This is a genomic window from Pseudoalteromonas sp. UBA2102, from assembly GCF_002331165.1.
GTDB lineage: Bacteria > Pseudomonadota > Gammaproteobacteria > Enterobacterales > Alteromonadaceae > Pseudoalteromonas > Pseudoalteromonas atlantica.
On sequence record NZ_DCYU01000138.1, the window covers coordinates 22,340 to 46,750 of the forward strand.

19 protein-coding genes are annotated in these 24,411 nt (G+C 41.3%); 11 read left to right on the forward strand and 8 right to left on the reverse strand.

The features are described 5' to 3' along the window. Window positions 1–48: 48 nt before the first annotated feature. Together B2R65_RS17730 and B2R65_RS17735 are read left to right on the forward strand one after the other, a co-directional pair. Window positions 49–666, forward strand: coding sequence for an HAD family hydrolase (locus B2R65_RS17730; protein WP_004588262.1), 618 nt, complete (start codon window positions 49–51; stop codon window positions 664–666). A gap of 178 nt (window positions 667–844) precedes the next feature. Then, window positions 845–1,570: a YebC/PmpR family DNA-binding transcriptional regulator gene (locus B2R65_RS17735; protein ID WP_024032996.1), complete on the forward strand. Its 726-nt coding sequence runs from the start codon at window positions 845–847 to the stop codon at window positions 1,568–1,570. Between the two features lie 292 nt (window positions 1,571–1,862). On the opposite strand, the gene B2R65_RS17740 is transcribed toward B2R65_RS17735, so the two are convergent. Next, entirely contained in the window at window positions 1,863–4,055 is a 2,193-nt protein-coding gene (locus B2R65_RS17740) for a malate synthase G (protein ID WP_286744848.1), read from the reverse strand. 236 nt (window positions 4,056–4,291) lie between these two features. Between B2R65_RS17740 and B2R65_RS17745 the strand changes: the two genes are divergently transcribed. Then, window positions 4,292–5,893, forward strand: coding sequence for an isocitrate lyase (locus B2R65_RS17745; RefSeq protein WP_286744851.1), 1,602 nt, complete (start codon window positions 4,292–4,294; stop codon window positions 5,891–5,893). Between the two features lie 490 nt (window positions 5,894–6,383). On the opposite strand, the gene B2R65_RS17750 is transcribed toward B2R65_RS17745, so the two are convergent. The 3 genes from B2R65_RS17750 to B2R65_RS17760 all read right to left on the reverse strand — a co-directional run bounded on the left by B2R65_RS17750 (window position 6,384) and on the right by B2R65_RS17760 (window position 11,333). Beyond that, window positions 6,384–8,420, reverse strand: coding sequence for a S9 family peptidase (locus B2R65_RS17750; protein ID WP_286744853.1), 2,037 nt, complete (start codon window positions 8,418–8,420; stop codon window positions 6,384–6,386). A 362-nt stretch (window positions 8,421–8,782) separates the two neighbouring features. Next, window positions 8,783–9,517, reverse strand: a complete 735-nt coding sequence (locus B2R65_RS17755) for a 5-oxoprolinase subunit PxpA (RefSeq protein WP_248532887.1) — start codon at window positions 9,515–9,517, stop codon at window positions 8,783–8,785. Window positions 9,518–9,536: 19 nt separating this feature from the next. Further along, on the reverse strand, window positions 9,537–11,333 hold the full coding sequence (locus B2R65_RS17760; RefSeq protein WP_286744857.1) for a glycoside hydrolase family 3 protein: 1,797 nt from the start codon (window positions 11,331–11,333) through the stop codon (window positions 9,537–9,539). 558 nt (window positions 11,334–11,891) lie between these two features. Here B2R65_RS17760 and B2R65_RS17765 point away from each other — a divergent pair. Next, window positions 11,892–12,101 (forward strand): cold-shock protein, encoded by a 210-nt coding sequence (locus tag B2R65_RS17765; protein ID WP_004587186.1) that lies wholly within the window; start codon window positions 11,892–11,894, stop codon window positions 12,099–12,101. Window positions 12,102–12,297: 196 nt separating this feature from the next. Then, complete coding sequence (locus B2R65_RS17770) at window positions 12,298–12,978, forward strand: substrate-binding periplasmic protein (RefSeq protein ID WP_095206752.1); 681 nt, start codon at window positions 12,298–12,300, stop codon at window positions 12,976–12,978. Window positions 12,979–13,074: 96 nt separating this feature from the next. Here the strand turns inward: B2R65_RS17770 and B2R65_RS17775 are convergent, their stop codons facing one another. The 3 genes from B2R65_RS17775 to udk form a co-directional block, all read right to left on the reverse strand. Beyond that, a complete protein-coding gene (locus tag B2R65_RS17775) occupies window positions 13,075–13,776 on the reverse strand; it encodes a substrate-binding periplasmic protein (RefSeq protein ID WP_054982063.1) in 702 nt (233 codons plus the stop codon). A gap of 354 nt (window positions 13,777–14,130) precedes the next feature. Then, the gene (locus B2R65_RS17780; RefSeq protein ID WP_004587189.1) at window positions 14,131–15,354 is read right to left on the reverse strand and encodes a NupC/NupG family nucleoside CNT transporter; all 1,224 of its coding nucleotides are present in this window, start codon (window positions 15,352–15,354) and stop codon (window positions 14,131–14,133) included. 17 nt (window positions 15,355–15,371) lie between these two features. Next, window positions 15,372–16,001 carry a uridine kinase gene (gene udk, locus B2R65_RS17785; protein WP_004587190.1) on the reverse strand — a complete coding sequence of 210 codons (630 nt, stop codon included), beginning with the start codon at window positions 15,999–16,001 and terminating at the stop codon, window positions 15,372–15,374. A gap of 194 nt (window positions 16,002–16,195) precedes the next feature. Here udk and B2R65_RS17790 point away from each other — a divergent pair, with 194 nt between their 5' ends. The 5 genes from B2R65_RS17790 (at window position 16,196) to B2R65_RS17810 (ending at window position 20,433) form a co-directional block, all read left to right on the forward strand. Next, the gene (locus tag B2R65_RS17790) at window positions 16,196–17,413 is read left to right on the forward strand and encodes a phosphopentomutase (protein ID WP_096042662.1); all 1,218 of its coding nucleotides are present in this window, start codon (window positions 16,196–16,198) and stop codon (window positions 17,411–17,413) included. A 15-nt stretch (window positions 17,414–17,428) separates the two neighbouring features. Beyond that, window positions 17,429–18,130 carry a purine-nucleoside phosphorylase gene (gene deoD / locus B2R65_RS17795; protein WP_004587192.1) on the forward strand — a complete coding sequence of 234 codons (702 nt, stop codon included), beginning with the start codon at window positions 17,429–17,431 and terminating at the stop codon, window positions 18,128–18,130. Window positions 18,131–18,528: 398 nt separating this feature from the next. Next, entirely contained in the window at window positions 18,529–19,272 is a 744-nt protein-coding gene (locus B2R65_RS17800) for a ferredoxin--NADP reductase (protein ID WP_286744870.1), read from the forward strand. A 92-nt stretch (window positions 19,273–19,364) separates the two neighbouring features. Further along, window positions 19,365–20,096 carry a nuclear transport factor 2 family protein gene (locus tag B2R65_RS17805; protein WP_029773547.1) on the forward strand — a complete coding sequence of 244 codons (732 nt, stop codon included), beginning with the start codon at window positions 19,365–19,367 and terminating at the stop codon, window positions 20,094–20,096. A 16-nt stretch (window positions 20,097–20,112) separates the two neighbouring features. Next, window positions 20,113–20,433 carry a hypothetical protein gene (locus tag B2R65_RS17810; protein WP_004589283.1) on the forward strand — a complete coding sequence of 107 codons (321 nt, stop codon included), beginning with the start codon at window positions 20,113–20,115 and terminating at the stop codon, window positions 20,431–20,433. Between the two features lie 335 nt (window positions 20,434–20,768). Here B2R65_RS17810 and B2R65_RS17815 read toward each other — a convergent pair whose 3' ends face one another. Next, on the reverse strand, window positions 20,769–21,647 hold the full coding sequence (locus B2R65_RS17815; protein WP_024032988.1) for a tetratricopeptide repeat protein: 879 nt from the start codon (window positions 21,645–21,647) through the stop codon (window positions 20,769–20,771). A gap of 658 nt (window positions 21,648–22,305) precedes the next feature. Here B2R65_RS17815 and katG point away from each other — a divergent pair. Then, window positions 22,306–24,411: catalase/peroxidase HPI (katG, locus tag B2R65_RS17820; protein WP_286744875.1), on the forward strand; the 2,106-nt coding region annotated here is incomplete at its 3' end.

Here is a 24,411-nt window from a genome sequence, read left to right on the forward strand (position 1 = left end):
TTATGTGTACACATGTTGTATTGATTTTTACCCCATTCAAGGAATGATATGAAAGCTCAAGTAGAGGCTATTCAAGGAGTTATATTTGATTTAGATGGCACTTTAGTATCGTCTGAGTTAGATTTCTCTCTTATAAAAGCACAAATAGGTTGCCCATGCGAGCAAGACCTACTTGATTATATTGCCCAGCTTCCATCGCCCTACATGCGTGAAGAAGCGATGAATATAGTGCATCAGCACGAGCTGCAAGACGCTCAGTTTGCCACTATATTGCCAGGCGTAACCGAAGCCGTTAACGCCCTTAAAGTTAAAAATATTCCTATGGCTATTGTTACCCGCAATTTTGATAAAGCGGCAGCAATAAAGCTACAAAATAACCCGCTACCTATCGAAACGGTATTAACCCGTAGCGATGCCCCAGCCAAACCCGATCCCAGTGCCTTAAATGCAATTGCCACGCTTTGGAATATAAACGCCAGCAACTTGTTATACGTAGGGGATTTTTTATACGACATTCAAGCAGCACATAATGCAAATATGCGCGCTTGTTTGTACGCGCCAAACGCGGTGCCTATTTATGCCGACCAAGCTGATTACGTTTTACGTGAATTTACAGAGTTAGTTACTTTAGTCGAAAGTTACTCACAAAAAGTGGAGTTATGTTAAATAGCGCATAACTTTTATTTTTGTGTAATTACTCCAGTGTTCTTTGCATAGGCTCGGCCTTATTTATTTAGCAAATAGGTTGTTTTAAATTCAGTTTGTAAAGTTCAACAGACCCTAGCCCAATAGGGTTTGAATTGGTAAAATATGGCAAAATTAACGTATTGATTAGAGGCACAAGATGGGCAGAGCATTTGAAGTCCGTAAGAGCTCGATGGCTAAGACAGCCAACGCAAAAACTAAAGTTAACTCAAAGTACGGTAAAGAAATTTATGTTGCCGCTAAAAATGGCGAACCAGACCCCGATGTCAATCAATCACTGCGTCGTCTAATTGAAAAAGCAAAAAAAGACCAGGTTCCTGCTCACGTAATAGAAAAAGCAATTGAAAAAGCAGCCGGTGGGGCAGGGGAAGATTATTCTCCCGCACGTTACGAAGGCTATGGCCCAGGTAACTGCATGGTTATTGTTGATTGCTTAACCGACAACCCAAACCGTACAATTAAAGACGTACGTTTACCGTTTACCAAAACAGATTCAAAAATTGGTACACCGGGCTGTGTAGCACATATGTTTGATCATCTTGCTGTACTTGGTTTTGCCGGTGACGATGACGAAGTGGTCCTTGAAGCACTAATGATGGCCGACGTTGATGTAACCGACGTTGAAGTTGAAAATGGTAAAGTGTCGGTATTTGCACCTCATACTGAGTACTATAAAGCGAAAACAGCGCTTGAGGAAAACTTTGAAGGGATTAACTTTGAAGTAGATGAAATTACGTTTGTTCCGCAAGTGCATGTAGAAATTGAAGATGAAGAAGTTATTGCTAATTTTGACAAGTTCATCAACATGCTTGAAGACTGTGATGACGTTCAAAACGTGTATCACAATGCAATAATTAAAAATTAATTTAGCGCTAGGTACAGTGAGCACTAAATAAATAACGGTACTAGGGCGTGTTGACCTTTGGCGCTTGAATTTGCAGCAGTATGTTTGGTTTTTAGGCAAGGCAGAGCCTCTGAAGTGTGGTTATTCCCCATAAATAGGCGATAACGTAGCATAAATGCCAAACATACGCTGCCCTTTTGGGTTCTGCCTAGGTTGAACAAATTTCAATCTGCAAAGATCAACACGCCCTAATAAACAAAAAGCGCGTTTTGTGTAGGCAAAACGCGCTTTTTTGCTGTTAAACTAATGTTAACTATTCAGCTAGGTTATGGTGTTTTGCTTTATATTTTAAGCGGTAACTGTGTAATAGGGGCTCGGTGTAGCCACTTGGCTGCTTAGCACCTTCTAATACAAGCGCTAAAGCGGCTTGATAAGCAATACTATTTTTAAGTGACTCTTCGTTTTGTGCCATAGGCTTGTAAGCGCTGTCGTGCTCATTTTGGCCATCGACTACTTTAGCCATTTTAGCCATAATCGACTCTATTTGTTGTTGAGTACACACCCCATGCTGTAGCCAATTTGCCATATGTTGACTTGAAATACGCAAGGTTGCTCTGTCTTCCATTAAGCCTATGTGGTTAATATCAGGCACTTTTGAGCAGCCAATACCTTGGTCTATCCAGCGTACTACGTAGCCTAAAATGCCTTGTGCATTGTTCTCAAGCTCACTTTGAATATCTTCTTTACTGAGCGTTTGCGGCTGAGCCATTAAAGGAGGTGTAAGTAAATCAGTAAGGCTTGCCATGCCTCGTTTGGCAATTTCTTTTTGCTCGGTAAATACATCTACATCGTGATAATGCATAGCGTGCAAAGTGGCTGCGGTAGGCGAGGGCACCCACGCGGTATTAGCGCCAGATTGCACATGAGCAAGCTTTTGCTCCATCATAAGTGCCATTTTATCTGGCATTGGCCACATACCTTTACCTATTTGTGCTTTACCGCTTAGGCCGCAGGCAAGGCCTGTATCAACGTTACGGTCTTCGTATGCTTTGATCCACGGCTGAGCTTTAATAGCGGCCTTTGGCAAAGCGACCCCTGCGTGCATAGAGGTATGAATTTCATCGCCCGTGCGGTCTAAAAAGCCAGTATTTATAAACACCGCGCGCGCTTTTGCTGCGTGTATACAGGCTTTTAGATTTACTGAAGTACGGCGCTCTTCATCCATAATTCCCATTTTTAGGGTGTTTTTTGGCAAGCTAAGCGCTTCTTCTACCATGCTAAAAAGCGTATTTGTAAAAGCAACTTCTTCAGGGCCATGCATTTTGGGTTTTACAATATTGATGCTTTGCGCACTGGTGTTTTTAATGCCTGTTTTTTTATTTAAATCGTGCAGGGCTGCGGTTGCGCTAAACATCGCATCCATAATGCCTTCAAATACGGGTTGGCCGTAAATGTCGGTAATAGCAGGGTTTGTCATTAAGTGGCCTACATTACGGACAAACATCATGCTGCGGCCTTTAAGCGTAAGGCTACTGCCATCAAGGGCTGTATATTGCTTATCGCTTTGTAAAGTACGCTCTATGGTTTTATCGCCTTTTTTAAACGATTCAACCAAGTTACCTTGCATTAACCCCAGCCAGTTTTTGTAAACTTGTACTTTATCCTCGGCATCTACTGCGGCAACAGAGTCTTCGCAATCCATAATGGTTGTTAGTGCAGCTTCAAGCAAAACATCTTTTAATCCTGCTTTGTCGGCTTGGCCAATAGGGTGGTGATGGTCTATTTGCAGCTCTACATGCAGGCCATTGTTTTTTAATAAAATAGCACTTGGGTTTTGCGCCTCGCCTTGGTAGCCAATAAGTTGCTCTGGGTTTTTTAATTGAGTATGCGAGCTGTCTCTTAGGGTGATAGACAAGGCGCCTTCAACAATTGAGTAGTTGGTGCTTTCTATGTGTGAGCCATTTTTAAGTGGCAGGGCTTTATCTAAAAATTGGCGCGCATACGCCATTACTTTAAAACCACGGACCGGATTATACGTAGTGCCTTTTTCAGCGCCGTCGTCTTCACTTAATACGTCGGTGCCGTACAGCGCATCGTATAACGAACCCCAGCGCGCGTTAGCCGCATTAAGTGCAAAACGTGCGTTGCTAACAGGCACAACAAGCTGAGGGCCTGCGCTGAGTGCTATTTCGGGCTCTACATTTTGGGTTTCAATGGCAAAGTCTGCAGGCTCTGGTACTAGGTAGCCAATGTCTGTTAAAAACGCTTGGTACTGCGCGCTATCCCACGTTTTATTTGTTTTATGGTAGTCATCTATTTGTTGTTGTAGCTGCTCGCGCTTAGCTAAAAGAGCGTTATTTTTCGGGGTAAGCGTTTGTACTATGTTTGCAAAGCTTTGCCAAAATTGCTGCTCCGATAAATGAGTGCCTGGGAGTAGCTGTGTTTTTACAAAGTTGGCCAGCTGTGTATCTACGCTTAGCCCTGAGTGTGTGAGAGTGTGTGCCATATTTACCTTCCTTAAACGGTCGCGGTGTTGTTGTGTGCGTTAAAGCAACAATAACGCAAAAAAGGCTCAGTGCGTGCTTTTTAGCCATTCACAAAAAATATAGCGGTAATAACAACTATAAATTTACTAAATCTAAAAAATAAGCCTAATGTTGAATTAAGCGATACGGAGCACACACTCCTAGCCACTCTCACAATAATTTAAATAATTTATAGACCCGTTCGAAGGATTTTATTATGACAACATACACACGTGAAACCGATACTCTAGCAACACTTTGCCAATCTCAAGGTAGCGCATGGAAAGCCATTAACCCTGAATATGCAAGCCGTATGCGTTTACAAAACCGTTTTCGTACGGGGATTGAAATTGCACAATACACCGCAGATGTAATGCGTGAAGATATGGCCGCTTACGATAAAGACACCAGCCAATACACACAGTCTTTAGGTTGTTGGCATGGTTTTACTGCGCAACAAATGATGATGGCAATAAAGCGTCATCAAAAAACAACTAAGCGCAGTTATGTTTACCTAAGTGGCTGGATGGTTGCTGCACTTCGCTCTGCATTTGGCCCGTTACCGGATCAAAGCATGCACGAAAAAACTTCAGTGCCTGCGCTTATTGAAGAGATTTATACGTTTTTAAAACAAGCCGATGCCCGTGAACTAGACCACTTATTTAATGATCTAGACGAAGCGAAAGCCAATGGCGGCGATGTGCAAGGGGTGCTTGATAAAATTGATAATTTTGAGACACATGTAGTGCCTATTATTGCCGATATTGATGCTGGTTTTGGTAACGAAGAAGCAACCTACCTACTTGCTAAAAAGATGATTGAAGCAGGTGCGTGTGCCATTCAAATAGAAAACCAAGTGTCTGACGCTAAACAATGTGGCCACCAAGCAGGTAAAGTAACTGTACCGCACGAAGATTTTTTAGCAAAAATTAATGCTGTACGTTACGCATTTTTAGAACTCGGTATTGATAACGGTATAATTGTTGCGCGTACCGACTCATTAGGTGCAAGCCTTACGCAAAAAGTGCCTGTGTCACAAACGCCAGGAGACTTAGCTAGCCAGTACAACGCGTTTTTAGAAACCACACCTATTAACGGTGTAGATGATTTAAACGAAGGCGATACGGCAATGAAAATTAATGGCCAATTATGTAAGCCAACGCGTTTAGAAAACGGTTTATACCAGTTCCGCGAAGGCACTGAAAAAGACCGCGTGGTACTAGATTGTGTAACAAGCTTACAATCGGGCGCTGATTTATTGTGGATTGAAACAGAAAAACCACATGTTAAGCAAATTGCAGAGCTAGTTAACCGCGTTAAAGAGCAAGTACCTGATGCTAAGCTTGTTTATAACAATTCACCGTCATTCAACTGGACACTTAAGTTCCGTGAGCAAGTGTACCAAGAGTGGCAAGAAGCGGGTCGCGACTTGAGCGCTTACCCAAGCCTAGGTGATAATAAAGGCCTAATGGCGCCAGAAATGGACGATACAGAGCTTGCTGCCGAAGCGGATGTATTAGTGCAAAACTTCCAGCGCGATGGTGCACGTGAAGCGGGTATTTTCCATCACTTAATTACACTGCCTACATACCATACGGCTGCACTAAGCACCGATATTTTATCAGAAGGTTACTTTGGTGATATGGGCATGCTTGCTTATGTACGTGATGTACAACGCCAAGAAATTCGCCGCGAACAAGCCTCAGTTAAGCACCAAGATTTAGCTGGGTCTAATATTGGCGATACGCACAAAGAGTACTTCTCTGGTGAAAACGCACTTAAAGCCGGTGGTGAAGATAACACCATGAACCAGTTTTAACTTTTCTAGATAGTGTTACTCAAGGGCCGTAAGGCCCTTTTTTTTGCTGTATTAATATAAATCAGGCTCGGCTAAATTTAGTTTGGATCACAATTTAACTAGGTAGATATTAAGGACAGTTATATGGCTGCTTTTTTACTGTAAAGCCGCTTTAAAGTGCAAAATCCCCCTTTTAAAAGGCTGTTTTTAGCTGTTTTACTAAGTATAAGTAAAATAATAAACCGAAATTTTACTAACCTGGTGCCTTTATAAAACAATTTTTTACTAACTGAGTGCTTATAAACAGTGGCTCAAACCGATTTTTTACCAACTCAAGCGATTAAATTTACAATAAACCGAAATTTTACTAACTGAAAAACGCCTAAGTCCGATATGGATAAGAACAAAACTGTAAAGGGGGTTTACAGTTTGGCATTTATTAACCTAAGCGTTGGTAATTACAAAAAAATAGCCACTTAGGTGTGGCTATTTTTAAACCTAAACACGGAGCTTATTTTTTGTTTGAGTGTTTATCAAACCACCATTGAATGTAGGCAACCTTAGTCATTAAATTAGAAGGGCGCGCCGTAATACCGTGTGATGCATTAGGAATACGTACCATAGCAGTATCAACACCTTGCAGCTTAAGGGCTTGGTAAAACTGCTCTGTTTCAGAAATAGGGGTACGATAATCTGCCTCCCCTGTTAAAAGCATAGTGGGCGTTGTTACGTTACCAACATAGCTAATAGGTGAGCGTTTCATATAGTGCTCAATATGATCCCAAGGTTTACCTGGAAACCAATAATCGGCAAAAAATGGATAAAAGTCGGCAGTTAGTACAAAGCTGATCCAATTAATAACGGGTTTAGCCACCACTGCTGCTGCAAACCTGTCGGTGTGTCCTACAATCCATGCGGTTAATACACCTCCGCCCGAGCCACCTGTTACAAATAGTTTAGACTCATCAATAAAGCCTTTCGCTATTAGTGCATCAACGCCGGTCATTAAATCGTCAAAGTCATTACTTGGGTAATTATGATGAATTGTTTGGGCAAACGTTTTACCGTATGAGTCACTGCCTCGTGGATTCATGTATAAAACCACGTTTCCTTTGGCTGCAAACAATTGCACCTCGGTACTAAAGTGAGGGCCATAATTGGCCACAGGGCCGCCATGAATTTCTAAAACAAGTGGGTATTTTTTTGATTTATCAAACCCAGGAGGGTATGCAATCCAACCTTGAATTGGCAGCTGGTCGTGGCTCGATTTAAGCCAAATTTCTTCTACGTTGGCAAGTTCTTTATCGCCTAACGCATCGGCATTGAGTGTAGTGAGGCGACGAGCTTTGCCTCGTTTTATAGTGGCTATATCTGCAGGGCGCTGAGTATCGGCAAGTGTAAAAGCAATTTCGCCATCTTCGCTTACATCAAAATCGCCGCCCGAATAAGGACGACCAAACGCAACGCTACCTATTTGCTCGGTGAGCACTTTACGCTTACCACTGCGTGGTTGGTAGGCAAGGGCGGTTTGGCCTTCGTCTGCGTAGCTAAAGTAAACCCCTTTTGAATTGGCACTCCATTTAATTTGCCCCACACTTCTATCAAAATTAGGGGTTAGGCTTTTTGTATCGCCTGTTTTTAAATCACGAATATAAAGCTGCGTGTTTTCGTAATTGGTGCGTTTGTCATCATACCCTGTAAAGGCTAGGTAACGCCCATCGGGAGATACTTTAGGTTGTTGGTCAGGGCCGTTTCTGTTGGTAATGGCAGCAATTTTTAAGGTGCTTAAATTAAGCTGGTATATTTCACTATTAGTGGGCTTTAGTTGATTTTGCTCATGCCTATTGGCTGAAAAATAAAGGCTATTGCCGTTTTTACTAAAGCTTACTTCGCCGGCGTTATTAAACTCATCGTGTGTGAGCTGCTTTGCATTGCCGCCATTTGCATCTATTGCAAATAATTGACTAAATCCTTTTTGGCTATAACCGCCTCCGTCGGCACGGTAGTATACATCGTCTATAAATTTAGCAGGCTCTGCCCATGTAGCGTCTTTAGGCTTGCCAGGTAAGTTAACAGGTGGTGCACTGCTACTTGGTACAAACATACTAAAAATAAGCTGCTGAGAGTCGGGATGCCAGGTAATTGCGCGTGGGCTGCTGGTTAGGTTACTAATTTTTGCTACAGCACCTGTTTTAAGCCACTTCATATAAATTTGGCTGCTGCCATCGCGGTTAGATATAAATGCAAGGCGTTGCCCATCTGGCGATAGTACCGGGGAGTGATCCATATGCACGCCCGAGGTAAGCGGTTGCAGTTGTTTAGTTTTATAATCAACTGACCAAATATTACTGACTTTACGGTCTGTTTTTATATCCATACGGTTACGTACAAAGTACACCGTTTTACCATCGTCTGTTATATCAATTTGATTGGCGTATTCAAGATTAAACACATCTTGTAGCTGTAATGTGTTGTCCTTTGCAAAAGCTAACTGGCTACTACCAAGTAATAAACTGCTACTTAAACTAAGTGCTAAAAGCGTCTTCATTTGTATTCCCTGTTGTGGTTTTTGTATATGTAGTTATATGTCAGCAGGCAAGGGATGAAAAGCGCGATGCGGTGAAACTATAATTTAATACCGGTTTAAGTAAAACATGGTTACTTTATAGTAATAAATAGCGGGCTTACTGCGTTAAATTTTTTATATGCAGCGCCATGTATTTCAGCGCTGTGTGACTTATGCTTTGTTACTGTGCTGTGTTGTTGCGCTTTTTTAAAGCGATATTAGGTTGTACATGATTGGACTAAATGGAGGTTAAAGCTGTAAAGCCCCTTTACAGCTCAATAGTATTAAAGTGAAACAAACATGCGTTTTGTAGCTTGAGGCTTAATAACGAGCTAAAAGCAAGGTTAGCTTGCTGATGCACACAGTGATTTAATTTCTTTAATAAGTGCTATACCGGCTGCGTTATCGCCATGTACGCACAAACTGTTGGCATTTAAGTTCAGGGTGTTTCCTGAGCGAGTGGTTACACAGCCGTCGGTTAATAGCTGTTTTACTTGTGCTAAAAGTGCTGGCTTGTCGTGAACGCTGCCATCAAGGTGGCGAGATACTAAATGCCCTTCGTCTGTATATTGCCTATCAGCAAAGGCTTCTAAAATAAGATCTACACCTAAACTATTGGCGGCAAAGGTGTGTTTTGCAGAGTCTTTTGTGGCTAACAGCATAAGCTTTAATGGTGCAGGGTAGTGCGCTATAGCAGTAATAACTGTTTGTAAAATATGATCGTTTTTCATCATGTCGTTATATAAAGCACCATGTGGCTTAACATAGCTAAGTGTTAAGCCTTGTACTTTAGCCATGCCATCAAGGGCGGCAATTTGGTAATGTAAGCAATTGGTCAGTTCTTGCGCGCTAAGCGCCATAGAGCGCCTGCCAAAGCCTTGTTGGTCGGGGTAACTTGGATGCGCACCTATTTGTACATTGTGCTGCTTTGCTAAATACAACGTATCGGCTATTACATCTGGGTCTCCACCATGAAAACCACACGCAATATTTGCCATATCAATATGAGGCATTACCTCATCATCTAACCCCATTTTCCATGCGCCAAAGCTTTCGCCTAAATCGCAATTAAGTTTCATTTTTTATCCCTTGTTATTATTATTTTATGGTAACTGGCAGTACGCCATGAGCGTGTGCATTGCCTAACAATACCTTAGCAAGCGCTGTAAACGCAGGCCCCGCAACAGCATTGTTTTTATCTGTATCTATATTATACGCATAAGAAGCAAGAACTGCATTAGCTCTGCTACCAAACTGCGCTATGTCGTAGGGGGCACGTAAACTTATAAATATTGTTTTTTTATTCACTGATGCAGCCATATCCAGCAATGATGACAGCGCTTTAGGTTGCTCAGCGGTGTTGAGTGCAAAGCGAGGGTCGTCTTTCAAATCATCCATTCCGCCAATCTCTACAGCGCTTTGATTAGGCGTAGCGTTGCCTGCAATTACCACATCTGCATTTTTAATTAAGCTACGCGCCTTTACAGGGTCAAACCCTTGTAAACTACTGCAACTATATTTAAGCGCCGCAGTACTTATAGCGCTAAGCGCTTGCTGCATGGCTATGCATTTTCGGGTATCGGGCATAATAATATGGATGTGTTGCCCTTTGCTTAAATTAAGAGGCAATGCATTATTGTTATTTTTAACCTCAGTAATAGCATTTACGGCAAGCTCAGCTTCTATTTTGCGATGTGCTTGAGAGCCAATAATATCTTTTGCTTTAGTCAAAGTGCTTAATGGGTCTAGCTGTGTGGTTAATTTAAATTTATTTTTTAAAGCGGTTATACGCGCAGCCGATTGAGCCATTTCGTCTTTACTGAGTTGTTTATTAGTAACAGATGCGACTAATTCATCCATTAGTTTGTCGAGTGCGTTTAAATCAGCCGGTGTTCTGATCTCTATTGGCATAAGCGCTAGGTCAACGCCTGCTGCAAAGGTATTGATTACCGCTTGGGTTGGGGTAAAAAAGTGACTAATGCCAGCCATATCTAAAGCGTCGGTTACCACCACACCTTGATAATTTAACTCCCCTCTTAAAATGTCAGTAATTATAGTACGCGACATAGTGGCGGGTTTTATCATGCTTTTGCCATCAACACTTACAAACGTACTGTTATCGAGTTGTGGGTATTGAATATGCGCCGTCATAATCATACCTGGGTTTTGCGTGGCAATTATGTGTTTAAAGGGAGCTAAATCTTGTTGATATATGTCTTCTTTGGAGTGATTTACTTGTGGTAACCCTGTGTGGCTGTCTACGTTGGTATCGCCGTGCCCTGGGAAATGCTTTAACGATGTAATAACGCCGTTGCTCTCAAATCCTGCCACTTGTGCTGCGCCTAGCTTACTGACAAGCGCTGGGTTTTCACCAAACGAGCGCACATTAATTACCGGATTGTCGGGGTTCATGTTTACATCTACCGTAGGGGCATAGTTAACATTAATACCTAACGAATTAAGCTCTTTAGCTATAACAGTGGCAGTTTGGGTTGCGTATTGAGTGCCATACTTTTTATAAGTTGCACCAATAGACATATTACCAGTAAATGAAGTGGCTACATCGCGTGGTAAACGCGCTACTCGGCCGCCTTCTTGGTCTATCGAAATAAATAACGGCAGCTTTGAACTTGATTTACTCGCCGCAGCTTGTAATTGACTATTAAGGGTAATGGTTTGCTCAATAGATTGGGTGTTTTCAGAAAATAAAATTACACCACCAATATTATGCTTTGCAATGGCCGTTGCTAGTTCATCAGGTAGGGTAGTAACCGGTGTTCTGCATTGTTTGCTTGACCCTTGCTGACAAAAATAGCGTAAATCGAGAATTAGTTTTTGCCCCAATTGTTGTTCAAGAGACAGTGTAGGCTTAGCAAAAGAAGATTGTAATGGCATTAAACACCCAGATAAAAAAACAACAGACGAAATAAAGCATTTATTTAGCAAAACACACTCCAACGCTAAATAGATAAGTGGCAGTAGCTTATCTATTTTTGTGTACAACTGCAAAGTGCAGCTGTTTGTACACACAGGGTAAATTGTAAGGCGTGTATCATGGCTGAATACGTTTTATCTAAATGGTGAGTAGGTGTTAAATTAGCTGTACTCATTGCCACCGTTTTTAAAAACTAAAGATTAAATAGTTCATTGTTTTAATTGGCCAGTTAACTATTAAAGCCGCGCAGGGGTTAAGCTATAGGCTAGCCACGGGAGTTATTAAAGGCTAAGCACAAACACTATTTATTGCCTGCATTACTATAAAGGCTTGACATAAATAGTTAACTCTATATAGTAGGCCGCAGCTAGAAAGAAAGCATGTAATTTATAAATCTTTATTTCGTTGTTGTATAAGTAATACTTGTAGTACCGTCCTGAAGTTTTTAAGTACCATCTCATTTTTTGCTACACCCGCTCTTATGAGCATATTTTTTATTTTTATATCAGGATATTACAATGTCTAACATCGTATCAGGTACAGTTAAGTGGTTCAACGAGTCTAAAGGTTTTGGTTTCATCGAGCAAGAAAACGGCCCAGACGTTTTCGCACATTTCTCAGCAATCAAAAGCGAAGGTTTCAAAACTTTAGCTGAAGGCCAACGTGTAGAGTTCACTCTTTCACAAGGTCAAAAAGGTCCTCAAGCGGATAACATCACTCCGTTATAATTTTTACTTTTAAAGTAAAAATAAAAAAAAGCGCTTAAGGCGCTTTTTTTGTGCCTAAAATTTGACTGTAAAATAGCGCCATCTATCATTTAATAATATAAATTAATGTAGTGGTGCGGTTATTCTAAAACTCTTTCCTTTTATTGCTTGTTTCTTCTTAAGCACGTTTACTTATGCAAACCATTTTAAGTTAGTTATTTATACAGATCAGTTTGCACCTTATAATTTTATTAACGAGCACGGCCAACTTGTTGGCGCTAACTACGATATAGTCAACGCACTGTGTATTAAAGCAGAAGTAGAGTGCGACTTTAAAGTCATGCCTTGGAAGCGTGCCGCAATGCTTGTGCATAAAAAGCCTTATTCAGCCATTTTTTCAATGGCGCAACATACTAACCGAATTCCTTTATTTAATTGGCTTGGCCCGTTAACTACTGCACGAACTTATTTTTATAAGTTAAAAAGCCGTCCTGATGTCACTGTAAATACCCTTAACGACACCACTCTTTATTCGTTAGGCATGGTAAGGGGAGATATATATCAATCATTGGTCAAAAAAATAGGGTTTGTAAATGGGCAAAACTTAATGACTTTTGGTGAAGAGCAACAATATATTCAGCTTTTTATAAACAATAAAATAGATCTTATTTTAGGCTCCGAACACGTTATTTATAACCAATTAAAGCCTTATAACGTGAGCTTACTTGATGTAGAGCAACTTACTGAGCTACCTGTAAGTAACGACCTTAAAGATAATTATTTAGCGTTTAATAAAGCGGTGCCGCAGCACATAGTAGATCGCTTTCAACGTGCCTTTAAAGTGCTAAAACAAGAGCGCAGTCTCGATTCGTTCATAGCGCCATATAGCAATAATTAATCACTAAGCCCCTATTTTAAATTTCATTACTTAGCCACTAATTAACGTAACTAAGCGTTTAAACTGCGCTTAAATAAGCAAGGTTTAGCTTAGGTGCTAGGGTAGCCCTTGGGTATTTTTAAGTGTGTAAAAGGCTTTTTGTAGCGCGTTTATATAGCGCATATCGGTGTTTTTATTTGCTGCTAAATAGGCATCTACCTTGAGTTCTTCTACATTATATATGGCTTTAAATTCAGCGTCAGGGGTGGGCAAATACTGACTTATTTGATGTATTAGTTCGGGGTCATCAACAATTAAGTCTACTTTTTTGGCAACCAATAACGCATACGATTTTTGTATATCGGTGGTGAGCACAACCTCAAACCCCAAGTTGGTTAATATATCAGTAGAAAAGTCGTTACGTTGCATCGCTATTTTGTATTTTTTTGCTTCCTCAGTATTGTTAATAATTATGTCGTCACGCTCTTTAAGCGCAACAAAAGCAAGCTCAAAATGCGAAACTGGGCCTATCCAATGAAAGTTGTTTTCTCGCCCTTTGGTGCGCGCTATGGTGTAAATAAAGGTGTTTTGAATAGTACTGGCAAGTCTAAATGCTCGCGCCCATGGATACATTTGTATGTCGGGCGTTAGGTTAGCCTTTGCAAAAATAGCCCTTATAAACTCAGTGCCTTTGCCTGTCACTTTTTCATTAACGAGTATTTGATCGGGTGGCGAGAGTTCCGTGACAACTAAAAGAGGGTCTGAGCTTGCGTAGCTATTAAAAAAAACAAACAACAATACTAATAAAAGTTTACGCATTTATACAAATCGACTTATCAACAGCGGCTATTTTATGAGTGTGCTTAAAGGTAGAGCATCAATAAAACAGTAGGTTACATTAGGATAAACCTAAGTGTGGCCTAAAATTTATAATTTACCACTTTTCAATAATACAAATTTATCGCAAAAATATAAAAAACCATGCGCATATATGTACTTAAAGGTAAGAAAGAGAAAGTTGTTTTTAACAGGAAGAATATATTTATAAGGGCCTTAAAACGATAAAAGGGCCTTGCGGCCCTTGGTGAAGTATCGTTCAAGTCAGATAGTGCTTTAACCCCTTAAAGTACTATCTTCTTGTTTTGCAACACCGGTGTTCATCTCATTAAGTTTCTAAGCTAGCGAGAGGAAAAACCCAGCAATTGCTGCGCTCATAAGGTTAGCCATAGATCCTGCTAACACTGCTCTGAGCCCTAAGCGTGCGATATCCTTTCGCCGACTAGGCGCCATACCGCCTAATCCACCTAGTAAAATAGCTATCGACGATAGATTAGCAAACCCACATAACGCAAATGTTACAATTGCTTGAGTGTGCGCACTTAACGTATCGCGATAATTTATAAAGTCTAAGTAAGCAACAAATTCATTTACTACTAACTTTTGACCAATAAAACTACCAGCTATGATTGCCTCATCCCATGGTACGCCAAGTAACCATGCAACAGGAGCAAATACATAACCTAAAATTTCTTGTAGCGTTAAAGTAGGGTAATCAAACCACCCACCAATACCGCCTAGTAAACCGTTTAATAACGCTATTAATGCTACGAAAGCTAATAGCATTGCGCCCACATTTAGCGCTAAATGCATGCCGTTAGCTGCGCCTGATGCTGCTGCATCAATAACATTAACTGGCTTGTCTTCATCGGTGTCTAAATCAGCAAGCGTATCTTTAGGTGTTTCGGTCTCTGGCACAATCATTTTGGCCATTAAAAACCCACCTGGTGCAGCCATAAAGCTGGCGGCTATTAAATACTTAAGCTCTACACCAATAATTACGTAACCTGCCATTACAGAGCCTGCTACCGTGGCTAAGCCACCTACCATTACTGCAAACAACTCAGACTTAGTCATGGTTGCTATAAACGGCTTAACAATTAAGGGTGCTTCAGTTTGGCCTACAAATATATTAGCCGTTGCTGAGAGCGACTCTGTGCGAGAGGTTTTCAATAGTTTTTGTAAACCGCCGCCCAGAATTTTAATTATCCAATCCATAATGCCAATGTGGTAAAGCACAGCAACAAGTGCTGAGAAAAACACAATGACCGGTAAAACTTGAATAGCAAAAATAAAACCGAGTGTATCTTGCGAAGCAAGTGGGCCAAATAAAAACCCAATCCCGTCGTTTGCAAAGCTAATTACCGAAGAGACGGCACTAGACATACTTGCTAACACATTTTTACCTGCTTCAAAAAACAGTACAAACCCACCAATAACTACTTGCATAGCAAAGGCTATCGCTACGGTGCGTAAGTTTATTGCTTTACGATTAGTCGAAGCCGCAAAAGCAATACTTAGTAGTACAAACATGCCTACTAAGCTCATAAATGTTGTCATACAGATGTTTCCCGTTATTATTCTTGTAGTAAATACTTAATTTTACTTTTAATAATATCAATCGCAACGCGGTTCATTCCGCCTCGAGTCACAACCAAATCAGCGTTATGCTTTGAAGGCTCAATAAATTGATAAAACATCGGTCTAACAGTTGCTTGATATTGCTCAACAACAGATTGTAATGTTCTGCCTCTTTTTTCCATGTCTCGTTGCATACGACGCATTAAGCAAATATCAAGGGGTGTATCTATAAATACCTTAATATCAAATTCTTTATTAAGTGCTTTATCACTTAATAATAAAATACCTTCTACTATTAAAATTTTAGCTGCAGCAACGCGACGAGTTTCATCGCTTCGTGTGTGTTGTGCATAATCATAAGTAGGTACTTCGACAGAGTTACCACTACGAAGTTGAGTTAAATGTTCAAGCATTAACTCATGTTCAAATGCATCAGGATGGTCGTAGTTAGTTTGCGTACGGTGTTCCATAGGCAAATGCGACTGATCCTTGTAATAAGCATCTTCTTCAATAATGGCGATAGCGCCTGGTTCAAGCTCATTAACCAACTCATTGTAAATAGTTTGGCTAAAAAGAGATTTGCCCGACGCTGATGCGCCAGCAATAGCTATAATAGTTCGTGTCACTAAAGTTCTCACCCACACAGAAAGGAAAAGTTGTTTGGTTGATCACAATAGCAAAAAAGACACGAATAATCTCTTTTGCTTTGCTTAAGAACGCAAATTTATAATGTTTAGCTTTTATGAAACAGGACTTATGTCCTGTACGGAAAATTCGATCAGCGGATAAAGTAACCACCTAGAAGCAAAGTGAGGTCAACATGGCAAGAGCAATCATCTTAATGGCAGACAGCCTAGGTATAGGCGCAGCACCTGATGCAGACAAATTTGGTGATGTTGGAGCAAATACACTCGCCCACTTATTAAAAGCATACCACGACGAAACGGGTAAAGCGTTATCGTTACCTAATTTATCTAAATTAGGTTTAATCGATGCCTGTGAGGCAGCGGGCGGTGAAACGTGTTTAGTTTCTGAGCGTCAAGCATCGCAAGGTGCATGGGGTTATGCAAAAGAGCTTTCAAGCGGTAAAGATACGCCATCAGGGCACTGGGAAATGGCCGGCGTACCTGTGTTATTTGATTGGGGCTACTTCCCTAAAACACAGCCGAGTTTTCCACAAGAATTTGTAGACGAATTTATAGCCGCTACCGGTATACCTGGCATTTTAGGCAACTGCCATGCATCAGGCACCACCATATTAGAGCAGCTAGGCGAAGAGCATGTAAAATCAGGCAAACCAATTTGTTACACCTCTGCAGATAGCGTGTTCCAAATTGCCGCACACGAAGAGTCTTTTGGCCTCGAGCGCCTTTACGAAGTGTGTGAAATTGCCCGTGAATTACTTGATAAACTAAATATAGGCCGTGTTATTGCTAGGCCATTTTTAGGCACAAGCAACGCAGATTTTGCCCGTACTGGTAATCGTCGCGATTATTCAGTATTGCCGCCAGCACCGACCCTATTAGATGTGCTATCTAAACACGGTGGTGAAGTAATAAGCATTGGTAAAATTGCAGATATATATGCACACCAAGGCATTACCCAAAAACACAAAGCCCCAGGGCTGATGAATTTGCTTGAAAAAAGCAGCGAAGTATTAGCAAGTGCGCCAGATAACAGCTTAATTTTTACCAATTTAGTTGATTTTGACGAAAAGTTTGGCCACCGTCGCAACCCAGTTGGTTATGCAAAAGCGTTAAAAGAATTTGACGATTACTTACCAACTATACTAAACCAATTAAATGCAGATGACGTGTTAATGATCACTGCAGATCACGGCTGTGACCCAACCTTTCCAGGTTCAGAACACACCCGCGAATATGTACCAGTTATAGCTTATCAACCGGGCATGCAAAATACCCCGCTTGGCGAGCGCAATAGCTTTGCAGATATAGGCCAAACCCTTGCACAGTGGTTTAACTTACCTGCACTTGAATACGGTGACGGCTTTTTAAATAAGCTAAACGCGCCTAAATAAAAAGGAAAACAATTAATGAGTACTCCGCATATTAGTGCAAACGTTGGTGACTTCGCTGAAACAGTATTAATGCCGGGCGATCCGCTTCGTGCACAATACATTGCTGAAAACTTTTTAGATGATGCAGTACAAGTAACAGGCGTACGTAACATGTACGGCTTTACAGGCACATACAAAGGTAAACCTGTAAGTATTATGGGTTCGGGCATGGGCATACCATCTATGTCTATTTATGCGCGTGAGTTAATTGTAAGCTTTGGCGTTAAAAATATTATTCGTATTGGTACCTGTGGTGGTATTGGTACAGATATTAAAATTCGCGACGTAATTTTTGCACAAGGCGCAAGCACCGACTCAAACGTAAACCGTGCACGCGTTCGTGGTTATGATTTTTCAGCAATTGCTAACTTTGACCTACTTTTAAACGGTGTTAACGCCGCTAAAGACCTAGGCATTAAAGCAAAAGTAGGTAACGTATTTACTACCGATACCTTCTACCAAGCTGACGACACATTCTACAAAGACCTAGATAAACTAGGTGTACTAGCTGTAGATATGGAAACAGCAGGTTTATATGGTGTAGCTGCAGAGTATGGTGCTAACGCAATGGCACTATTTACCGTAAGTGACCACGTGATCACCGGTGAAGCAACACCTGCAGATGAGCGCCAAAGCACATTTAACGAAATGGTTAAAATCGCTTTAGAGTCTATTTAATAAACGCAATTTTATTAAATTAGCAAACAGTTCCTTGGTAACGTATTCACTAAGTTTTGGAGACACGCCCAAAGTGAAGTGAGACTAAACCCCCAAAGCCGCATTTTATGCGGCTTTTTTTATGCCTATAAAAGCGGTGTTTTTAAAGCGCCAGCAAGCTGCACAGCACGAGCTAACCACGTAGCTGGAGTTCACCTCGCGTTTGGTATTAATCTTTTTCGCGGTATAAAGCCGCTGCTACTCATCTTCTTTAAACAAACCAATATAACACCCAAAGTAAAAGCATTACGTTTAAAAAGTCACTACACCCAGTGTCACTCTTACTAAGTTAATGCTAGTGTATAAATTACAACCATTTATTGTTTTTGTTGTTTAACCGTTAAGCTATGGAGTTGACTATGTCTAACTGGGTAGATGCAACCGTAAAAAAAGTAACATGGTGGAGCGATACACTTTTCAGCCTGGTAGTAAACGCAAGCGTAGAGCCATTTAAAGCGGGGCAGTTTACTAAGCTCTCGATTATGGAGGGCGATAAACGAATTGCTCGGGCATACTCTTATGTAAACGGGCCTAATAACCCCGATTTAGAATTTTACCTTATCAATGTAGAGAGCGGCTTATTATCGCCTAGATTGGCGCAATTAAAACCAGGCGACACTGTATTAATAGAGCAACGTGCCACAGGCTTTTTTACCTTAGACGAAATACCGCCAAGCGAGCAGTTATGGATGCTAAGTACAGGCACTGCAATAGGGCCGTTTTTATCTATTTTGCAGCAACAAGAGGTATGGCAAAAATACACACAGATTAATTTAGTGCACGGCGTACGTTTTAATGCCGATTTAAGCTATCAAAATCTAATACACACCCTAATAAACGCACACCCTACACAACTTAACTACATTCCGGTTGTAAGCCGTGAGGAGCCACAGCAAGGCCTAAAAGGGCGTATAACTACAGCAATTCAAAACGGTGAGCTATTTAGTAAAGCCTCTAAAACCCCAAGCCCGAGTAATTCGCAATTTATGATTTGCGGTAACCCACAAATGGTAAAAGACACCACACAGTTACTTTTAGACAAAAACTTTAAACGAAATCGTCGCAGAGACCCAGGGCACATAACGGTTGAGCAGTATTGGTAAAGTGTATAACAATCATTTAATTGCTACCCGAAAACGCTCAAATTTGTTATGTTGCAGCATTAACAGCGTTATATGTTCATATTAGGAAAGTTATGAAATCGTTATCTATTATTTTTGCCTCGCTTATTGCCACTGTTGCCCTGATCAGTTATGCAGCAGAGCAAACCGAAGAGACTCAAGAAGAGCAAAAAAGTACCGAGCAAGCGTCAAGCTCTACTCAAGCCAGCAATTCACCAACAAAAGCAAAAGATGAAAAGTTAAACACGCTTGAGTACCAAGCCCCTGAGCTTAAAACGCCAACAGTAGATACTACTAAACCTGACGACTCAAAAGTACTGGGTAGCGAAACCCCAAAACCGGTAGAAAAACCAAAAAACAAAGTAGAAAAAGCAGCAGCTGTGGCCGAGGCAGAAAAAGCGGTAACACAAGCCAAAGAGGCATTAACCGCTAAGCAGCAAGCTAAAGCTAAACAATCTCGCGAGTCGCTTGCTGTTGTAGAGCAATTAGTAGAAGCCTATAACGCACGTAATATTGAACAATTTATTCGTATGTACGATGAAGATGTAGAGTTTTATATTTTTCCTAATGAGCTATTATTTAAAGGAAAAGAAAAACTAATAGCCCGTTATGGCTTAATGTTTAAAAAATTAAAGTGCATTAATAGCTCGCCAATAAAGCGTATTGTGCACGGCGATATAGTAATAGACCACGAGCTATCAGAAACCTGTTCAACAGACGAAAACGTGGTAGATAAACGCTCTGAGTTAGTATCGAGCTACCAAATAAAAGACGGAAAAATAATCCGCGTATTATTTTTTAGATAATTATAAAAGGCATACTATGCAGTTAGCAGACGACAAAAAAATTCGCTTAATGTATCGCGTTGAGCCAGGGTGTTTAGGGCCGCAGGGCGCAGATCACATAGAAGACTTTTGTCGTTATGCTAATAAGCATATTAAATCACCTTATTACGGGCAATTTTTGTTTTTACCACGTTTTGACAAACAAAAAGATGAGCGTCAATACAGCGTAAAAAACCGCAACCTATCGCGAGTGCAAGCCAAGGCCTATTTAAACCATTTTGAAATTGATATAGATACCTTCGAAGAGCAACTCGACGAACTCCTCACCAAAGCCATCGATTTATACTTTAAACGATAATTATAAACGCCTGAATACAAGTTTTACCCTGTAGCTAATTTTGCCTGTATACGCCTAGTTTACTCAGGGGGATGCGTATTTTCTCATTAATTGCCCCACAGAGGGCACAGAGGCGCTTCGCGCACAGGTATTGGTGATTTATTTCTTCAGTTTTTCTCCTGTTCTCCTCCTTCACTTCTCGGTGGTGAGATAATCACTTTTAAACGAAAGCATGAGCTAACTACGTAGCAGCGAGTTTACCTCGCGTTTTATATTGAACTTTTTTCGCGGCATAAAGCCGCTGCTACTGCTATTGTGGGCTTCGCACTTTACGCCAATAACGCGCCTACAAAACTCTAGCTTCCCGCTACTATGGTATTAAAGCTGTCGTTGTCGTGTAGGCTGGCAAATGCACTTTCGTGTAGTAGCTCATTACGTAAGTTTGGCGAGTATTCAAGGGCCATTTTTATATCGGCTAATGCATCGGCATGTTTGTGTGTAAGTGCATACGCACACGCACGCTGCCAGTAGGCATAGCCGTAGTCGCTATCTATATCAATGGCTTGGTTACATAACTCAATGGCTTTGGCGGTTTCGTTTAGCTCTAATAATGCATCGGCTTTATAGGCAATGGCTTCTACATCCTCTGGCTTACGTTTTAAAATTTCGTCAAATATTTCAATTTTGTTTGCAAAGTCGCTTTCTAGGTTTGCGCGCATCCATAACGAGTGCACCTCGTTAGTGACCGATATACGCTCTTGGTTACTGAGTATTTCTTCTGAGCGTACACGCAGTTTTTCTTCAAGAATTTTTAAGCGATCTTCGTACTCGTCAGTGATCACACTGACACGCGTATTTACTATGTCTTCTACTTTATTTTTAACATCGCGCAGCGAGTTCCAGCCTACTAAAACCAAAATAGAGGCCGTAGCAGTAATAATAAAAAACACGTTATTAATAGTGTCGGTGGTGTAAATAAGCGCTCTGTCGGCGGTATCTAACTGGGCGTGTGTAACTTGTTTTGTCACATCTTCGCGTAATTGTTGTTGGTCTTGGCGAACGGCTTTTAACTCATCAAGAATATAGCGTTCTAAAAGCGGTTTATACATGGGCTCATTTAATTGCGCTAACGCTTGTTGCTGTTGCTCTTCTGTTGGTGCAGCAGATTCTTGGGCATTAACAGTATTTAAAAGCGAAACAAAACAAACAAATAGAATAGTTATATAAAAACGCATGGGTACGCCTAGTTAATTATTAGTGACTAATCGCACTTTAACATGCAAGGCTTATTGGCACTAGGGCGTGTTGGCTTTGAACATTAAACAAGTTAACAAAATCATACAACTGTTCACACAGCCTTAAAGGATTTTAAATTTTAGGCAAAAAAAAGCCAGCCCAATGTGGGCTGGCAAAACTGCTTAAAACAACAATAAATTGTCGCAGGGAAATAACAGGAGTGAGTGGTCATAATAATCAAGTTAATCTGAACATTTACTTAATTATTCAAAATAGATTTCAATAAGTTATAAAGTAAAGGTGCATTGGGCTTAGTAATGCACCTTTATAAACAACTTTAATTTCATGGTGAAGGGGGGTATTCCAATGTGCGCTCAATTAAAAGCCACTTTCAAACCCTTCACATACCATTACGCGTTATCTATTTAATCCGATCACACTAATTGTGGAGTTTAAACTGTATTCATTAAACCAATGGTTTCAATCGATTTAATTCAAGTTAATACGCTGGCGAATGTAATATTAGGGGTCTATATTGTTTGAGCAGTAAATAAAAATTATGCACAAAATTAATAAACCTTAGCGTGCAACTTTAAATGTAAGCGCTGGGGCTTGAGTAAAATAGTTAAACTCTTCATTTAAAGTAAGGAGCTGAAAATGAGCAGCACTAAATCGGGTCAATGTCCCGTAATGCACGGTAGTAACTCAGTTATTTCTAAAGTAAACACAGATTGGTGGCCAAATACTCTAAATTTAGACATTCTTCATCAGCACGACACAAAATCAAACCCCTACGGCACAGACTTTGACTACGCCGAAGCATTCAAATCTCTCGATTTAGACGCAGTAAAAGCAGACCTAAAAGCCTTTATGACCGATAGCCAAGATTGGTGGCCTGCCGATTGGGGTCATTACGGCGGCTTAATGATCCGCATGGCATGGCACTCTGCGGGTACGTACCGATTATCAGACGGTCGTGGTGGCGCAAGTACCGGTAACCAGCGTTTTTCGCCGCTAAATTCGTGGCCAGACAACGCAAGCCTAGATAAAGCACGCCGCCTATTGTGGCCAATCAAGAAAAAATACGGTAACAAATTATCGTGGGCCGACCTATTTATTTTAGCCGGTAACATGGCATACGAATCAATGGGCCTAAAAATTTATGGCTTTGCGGGCGGCCGTGAAGACATTTGGCATCCAGAAAAAGACATTTACTGGGGCGCAGAAAAAGAATGGCTAGCACCGAGTGATGAGCGTTACGACAACGTAGAAAAACCCGACACCATGGAAAACCCATTAGCTGCAGTACAAATGGGCTTAATTTACGTAAACCCAGAAGGCGTAAATGGGATACCCGATCCGCAAAAAACCGCGCAGCACGTACGTGAAACATTTGCTCGCATGGCAATGAACGACGAAGAAACCGCAGCGCTTACTGTAGGCGGTCACACGGTAGGTAAAACCCACGGTAACGGTAAAGCTGAGCACTTAGGCCCAGAGCCAGAAGCGGCCGACGTACACGAGCAAGGCCTAGGCTGGAACAGCACTAAAGAAGGCGGCTTTGGTCGCAATACTGTAACGTCGGGCCTAGAAGGCGCGTGGACTACCCACCCTACAAAATGGGATAACGGCTACTGTCACTTACTATTAAATTACGAGTGGGAGCTAACTAAAAGCCCAGCAGGCGCGCACCAATGGGAGCCTGTAAACATTAAAGAAGAAGACAAGCCGGTAGATGTAGAAGACCCATCAATTCGCTTAAACCCAATGATGACCGACGCCGATATGGCCATGAAGGTAGACCCAATCTACCGTAAAATTATTGAACGCTTTAACAACGACTTTGAGTATTTTTCTGATGTGTTTGCCCGCGCGTGGTTTAAACTTACGCACCGCGACTTAGGTCCTAAAGCGTGTTACTTAGGTAAAGATGTACCAAGCGAAGACCTAATTTGGCAAGACCCAATTCCAGCGGTTGACTACACCCTATCTGATGACGAAATTAGCGAGCTAAAAGCACAAATTCTTGATTGTGGCGTAAGCGCAACCGATTTAATTACTACAGCATGGGATAGCGCACGTACGTACCGAGGTTCAGACCGCCGTGGTGGTGCAAATGGTGCGCGTATTCGTTTAGCTCCGCAAAAAGATTGGCAAGGTAATGAGCCAGAGCGCCTAGCAAGCGTACTTAGTGCCCTTGAAAAATTTAAAGCTGGCTTAGCTAAGCCTATCAGTATTGCAGATTTAATCGTATTAGGTGGCACAGCAGCTGTAGAGCAAGCTGCAAAACAAGCTGGCGTTGATGTAACAGTACCGTTTGCGCCAGGGCGCGGCGATGCAACCGACGAAATGACCGATGCCGAGTCGTTCGAACCGTTAGAGCCAGTACACGACGGCTTTAGAAACTACCTTAAAGGCGACTTTAGCGTATCGCCAGAAGAGCTACTTTTAGAGCGTAGCCAGTTAATGGGCCTAACAGCGCCAGAAATGACCGTACTGTTTGGTGGAATGCGCGTGTTAGGCACAAACTACGCAGGCAGCAAACACGGCGTATTTACCGACAACGTAGGTGCGCTTTCTACCGACTTTTTTGTAAACTTAACCGACATGGCCAACAACTGGAAACCGTCTGAGCCAGGTGTTTACAACATTGTTGAACGTAAAACAGGCACCATAAAATGGACCGCAACACGTATAGATTTAGTGTTTGGTTCAAACTCTATATTACGTGCACTAAGCGAATTTTACGCACAAGACGACAAC

Bases quoted from the DNA above. Each gene is read 5' to 3' on its own strand.
- B2R65_RS17815 (WP_024032988.1), bottom strand. From the start codon at position 21,647: ATGCGTTTTTATATAACTATTCTATTTGTTTGTTTTGTTTCGCTTTTA.
- B2R65_RS17765 (WP_004587186.1), top strand. From the start codon at position 11,892: ATGTCTAACATCGTATCAGGTACAGTTAAGTGGTTCAACGAGTCTAAA.
- B2R65_RS17775 (WP_054982063.1), bottom strand. From the start codon at position 13,776: ATGCGTAAACTTTTATTAGTATTGTTGTTTGTTTTTTTTAATAGCTAC.
- B2R65_RS17735 (WP_024032996.1), top strand. From the start codon at position 845: ATGGGCAGAGCATTTGAAGTCCGTAAGAGCTCGATGGCTAAGACAGCC.
- deoD (WP_004587192.1), top strand. From the start codon at position 17,429: ATGAGTACTCCGCATATTAGTGCAAACGTTGGTGACTTCGCTGAAACA.
- B2R65_RS17750 (WP_286744853.1), bottom strand. From the start codon at position 8,420: ATGAAGACGCTTTTAGCACTTAGTTTAAGTAGCAGTTTATTACTTGGT.
- B2R65_RS17800 (WP_286744870.1), top strand. From the start codon at position 18,529: ATGTCTAACTGGGTAGATGCAACCGTAAAAAAAGTAACATGGTGGAGC.
- B2R65_RS17755 (WP_248532887.1), bottom strand. From the start codon at position 9,517: ATGAAACTTAATTGCGATTTAGGCGAAAGCTTTGGCGCATGGAAAATG.
- B2R65_RS17805 (WP_029773547.1), top strand. From the start codon at position 19,365: ATGAAATCGTTATCTATTATTTTTGCCTCGCTTATTGCCACTGTTGCC.
- B2R65_RS17760 (WP_286744857.1), bottom strand. From the start codon at position 11,333: ATGCCATTACAATCTTCTTTTGCTAAGCCTACACTGTCTCTTGAACAA.
- B2R65_RS17810 (WP_004589283.1), top strand. From the start codon at position 20,113: ATGCAGTTAGCAGACGACAAAAAAATTCGCTTAATGTATCGCGTTGAG.
- B2R65_RS17730 (WP_004588262.1), top strand. From the start codon at position 49: ATGAAAGCTCAAGTAGAGGCTATTCAAGGAGTTATATTTGATTTAGAT.
- B2R65_RS17790 (WP_096042662.1), top strand. From the start codon at position 16,196: ATGGCAAGAGCAATCATCTTAATGGCAGACAGCCTAGGTATAGGCGCA.
- B2R65_RS17740 (WP_286744848.1), bottom strand. From the start codon at position 4,055: ATGGCACACACTCTCACACACTCAGGGCTAAGCGTAGATACACAGCTG.
- B2R65_RS17745 (WP_286744851.1), top strand. From the start codon at position 4,292: ATGACAACATACACACGTGAAACCGATACTCTAGCAACACTTTGCCAA.
- B2R65_RS17780 (WP_004587189.1), bottom strand. From the start codon at position 15,354: ATGACAACATTTATGAGCTTAGTAGGCATGTTTGTACTACTAAGTATT.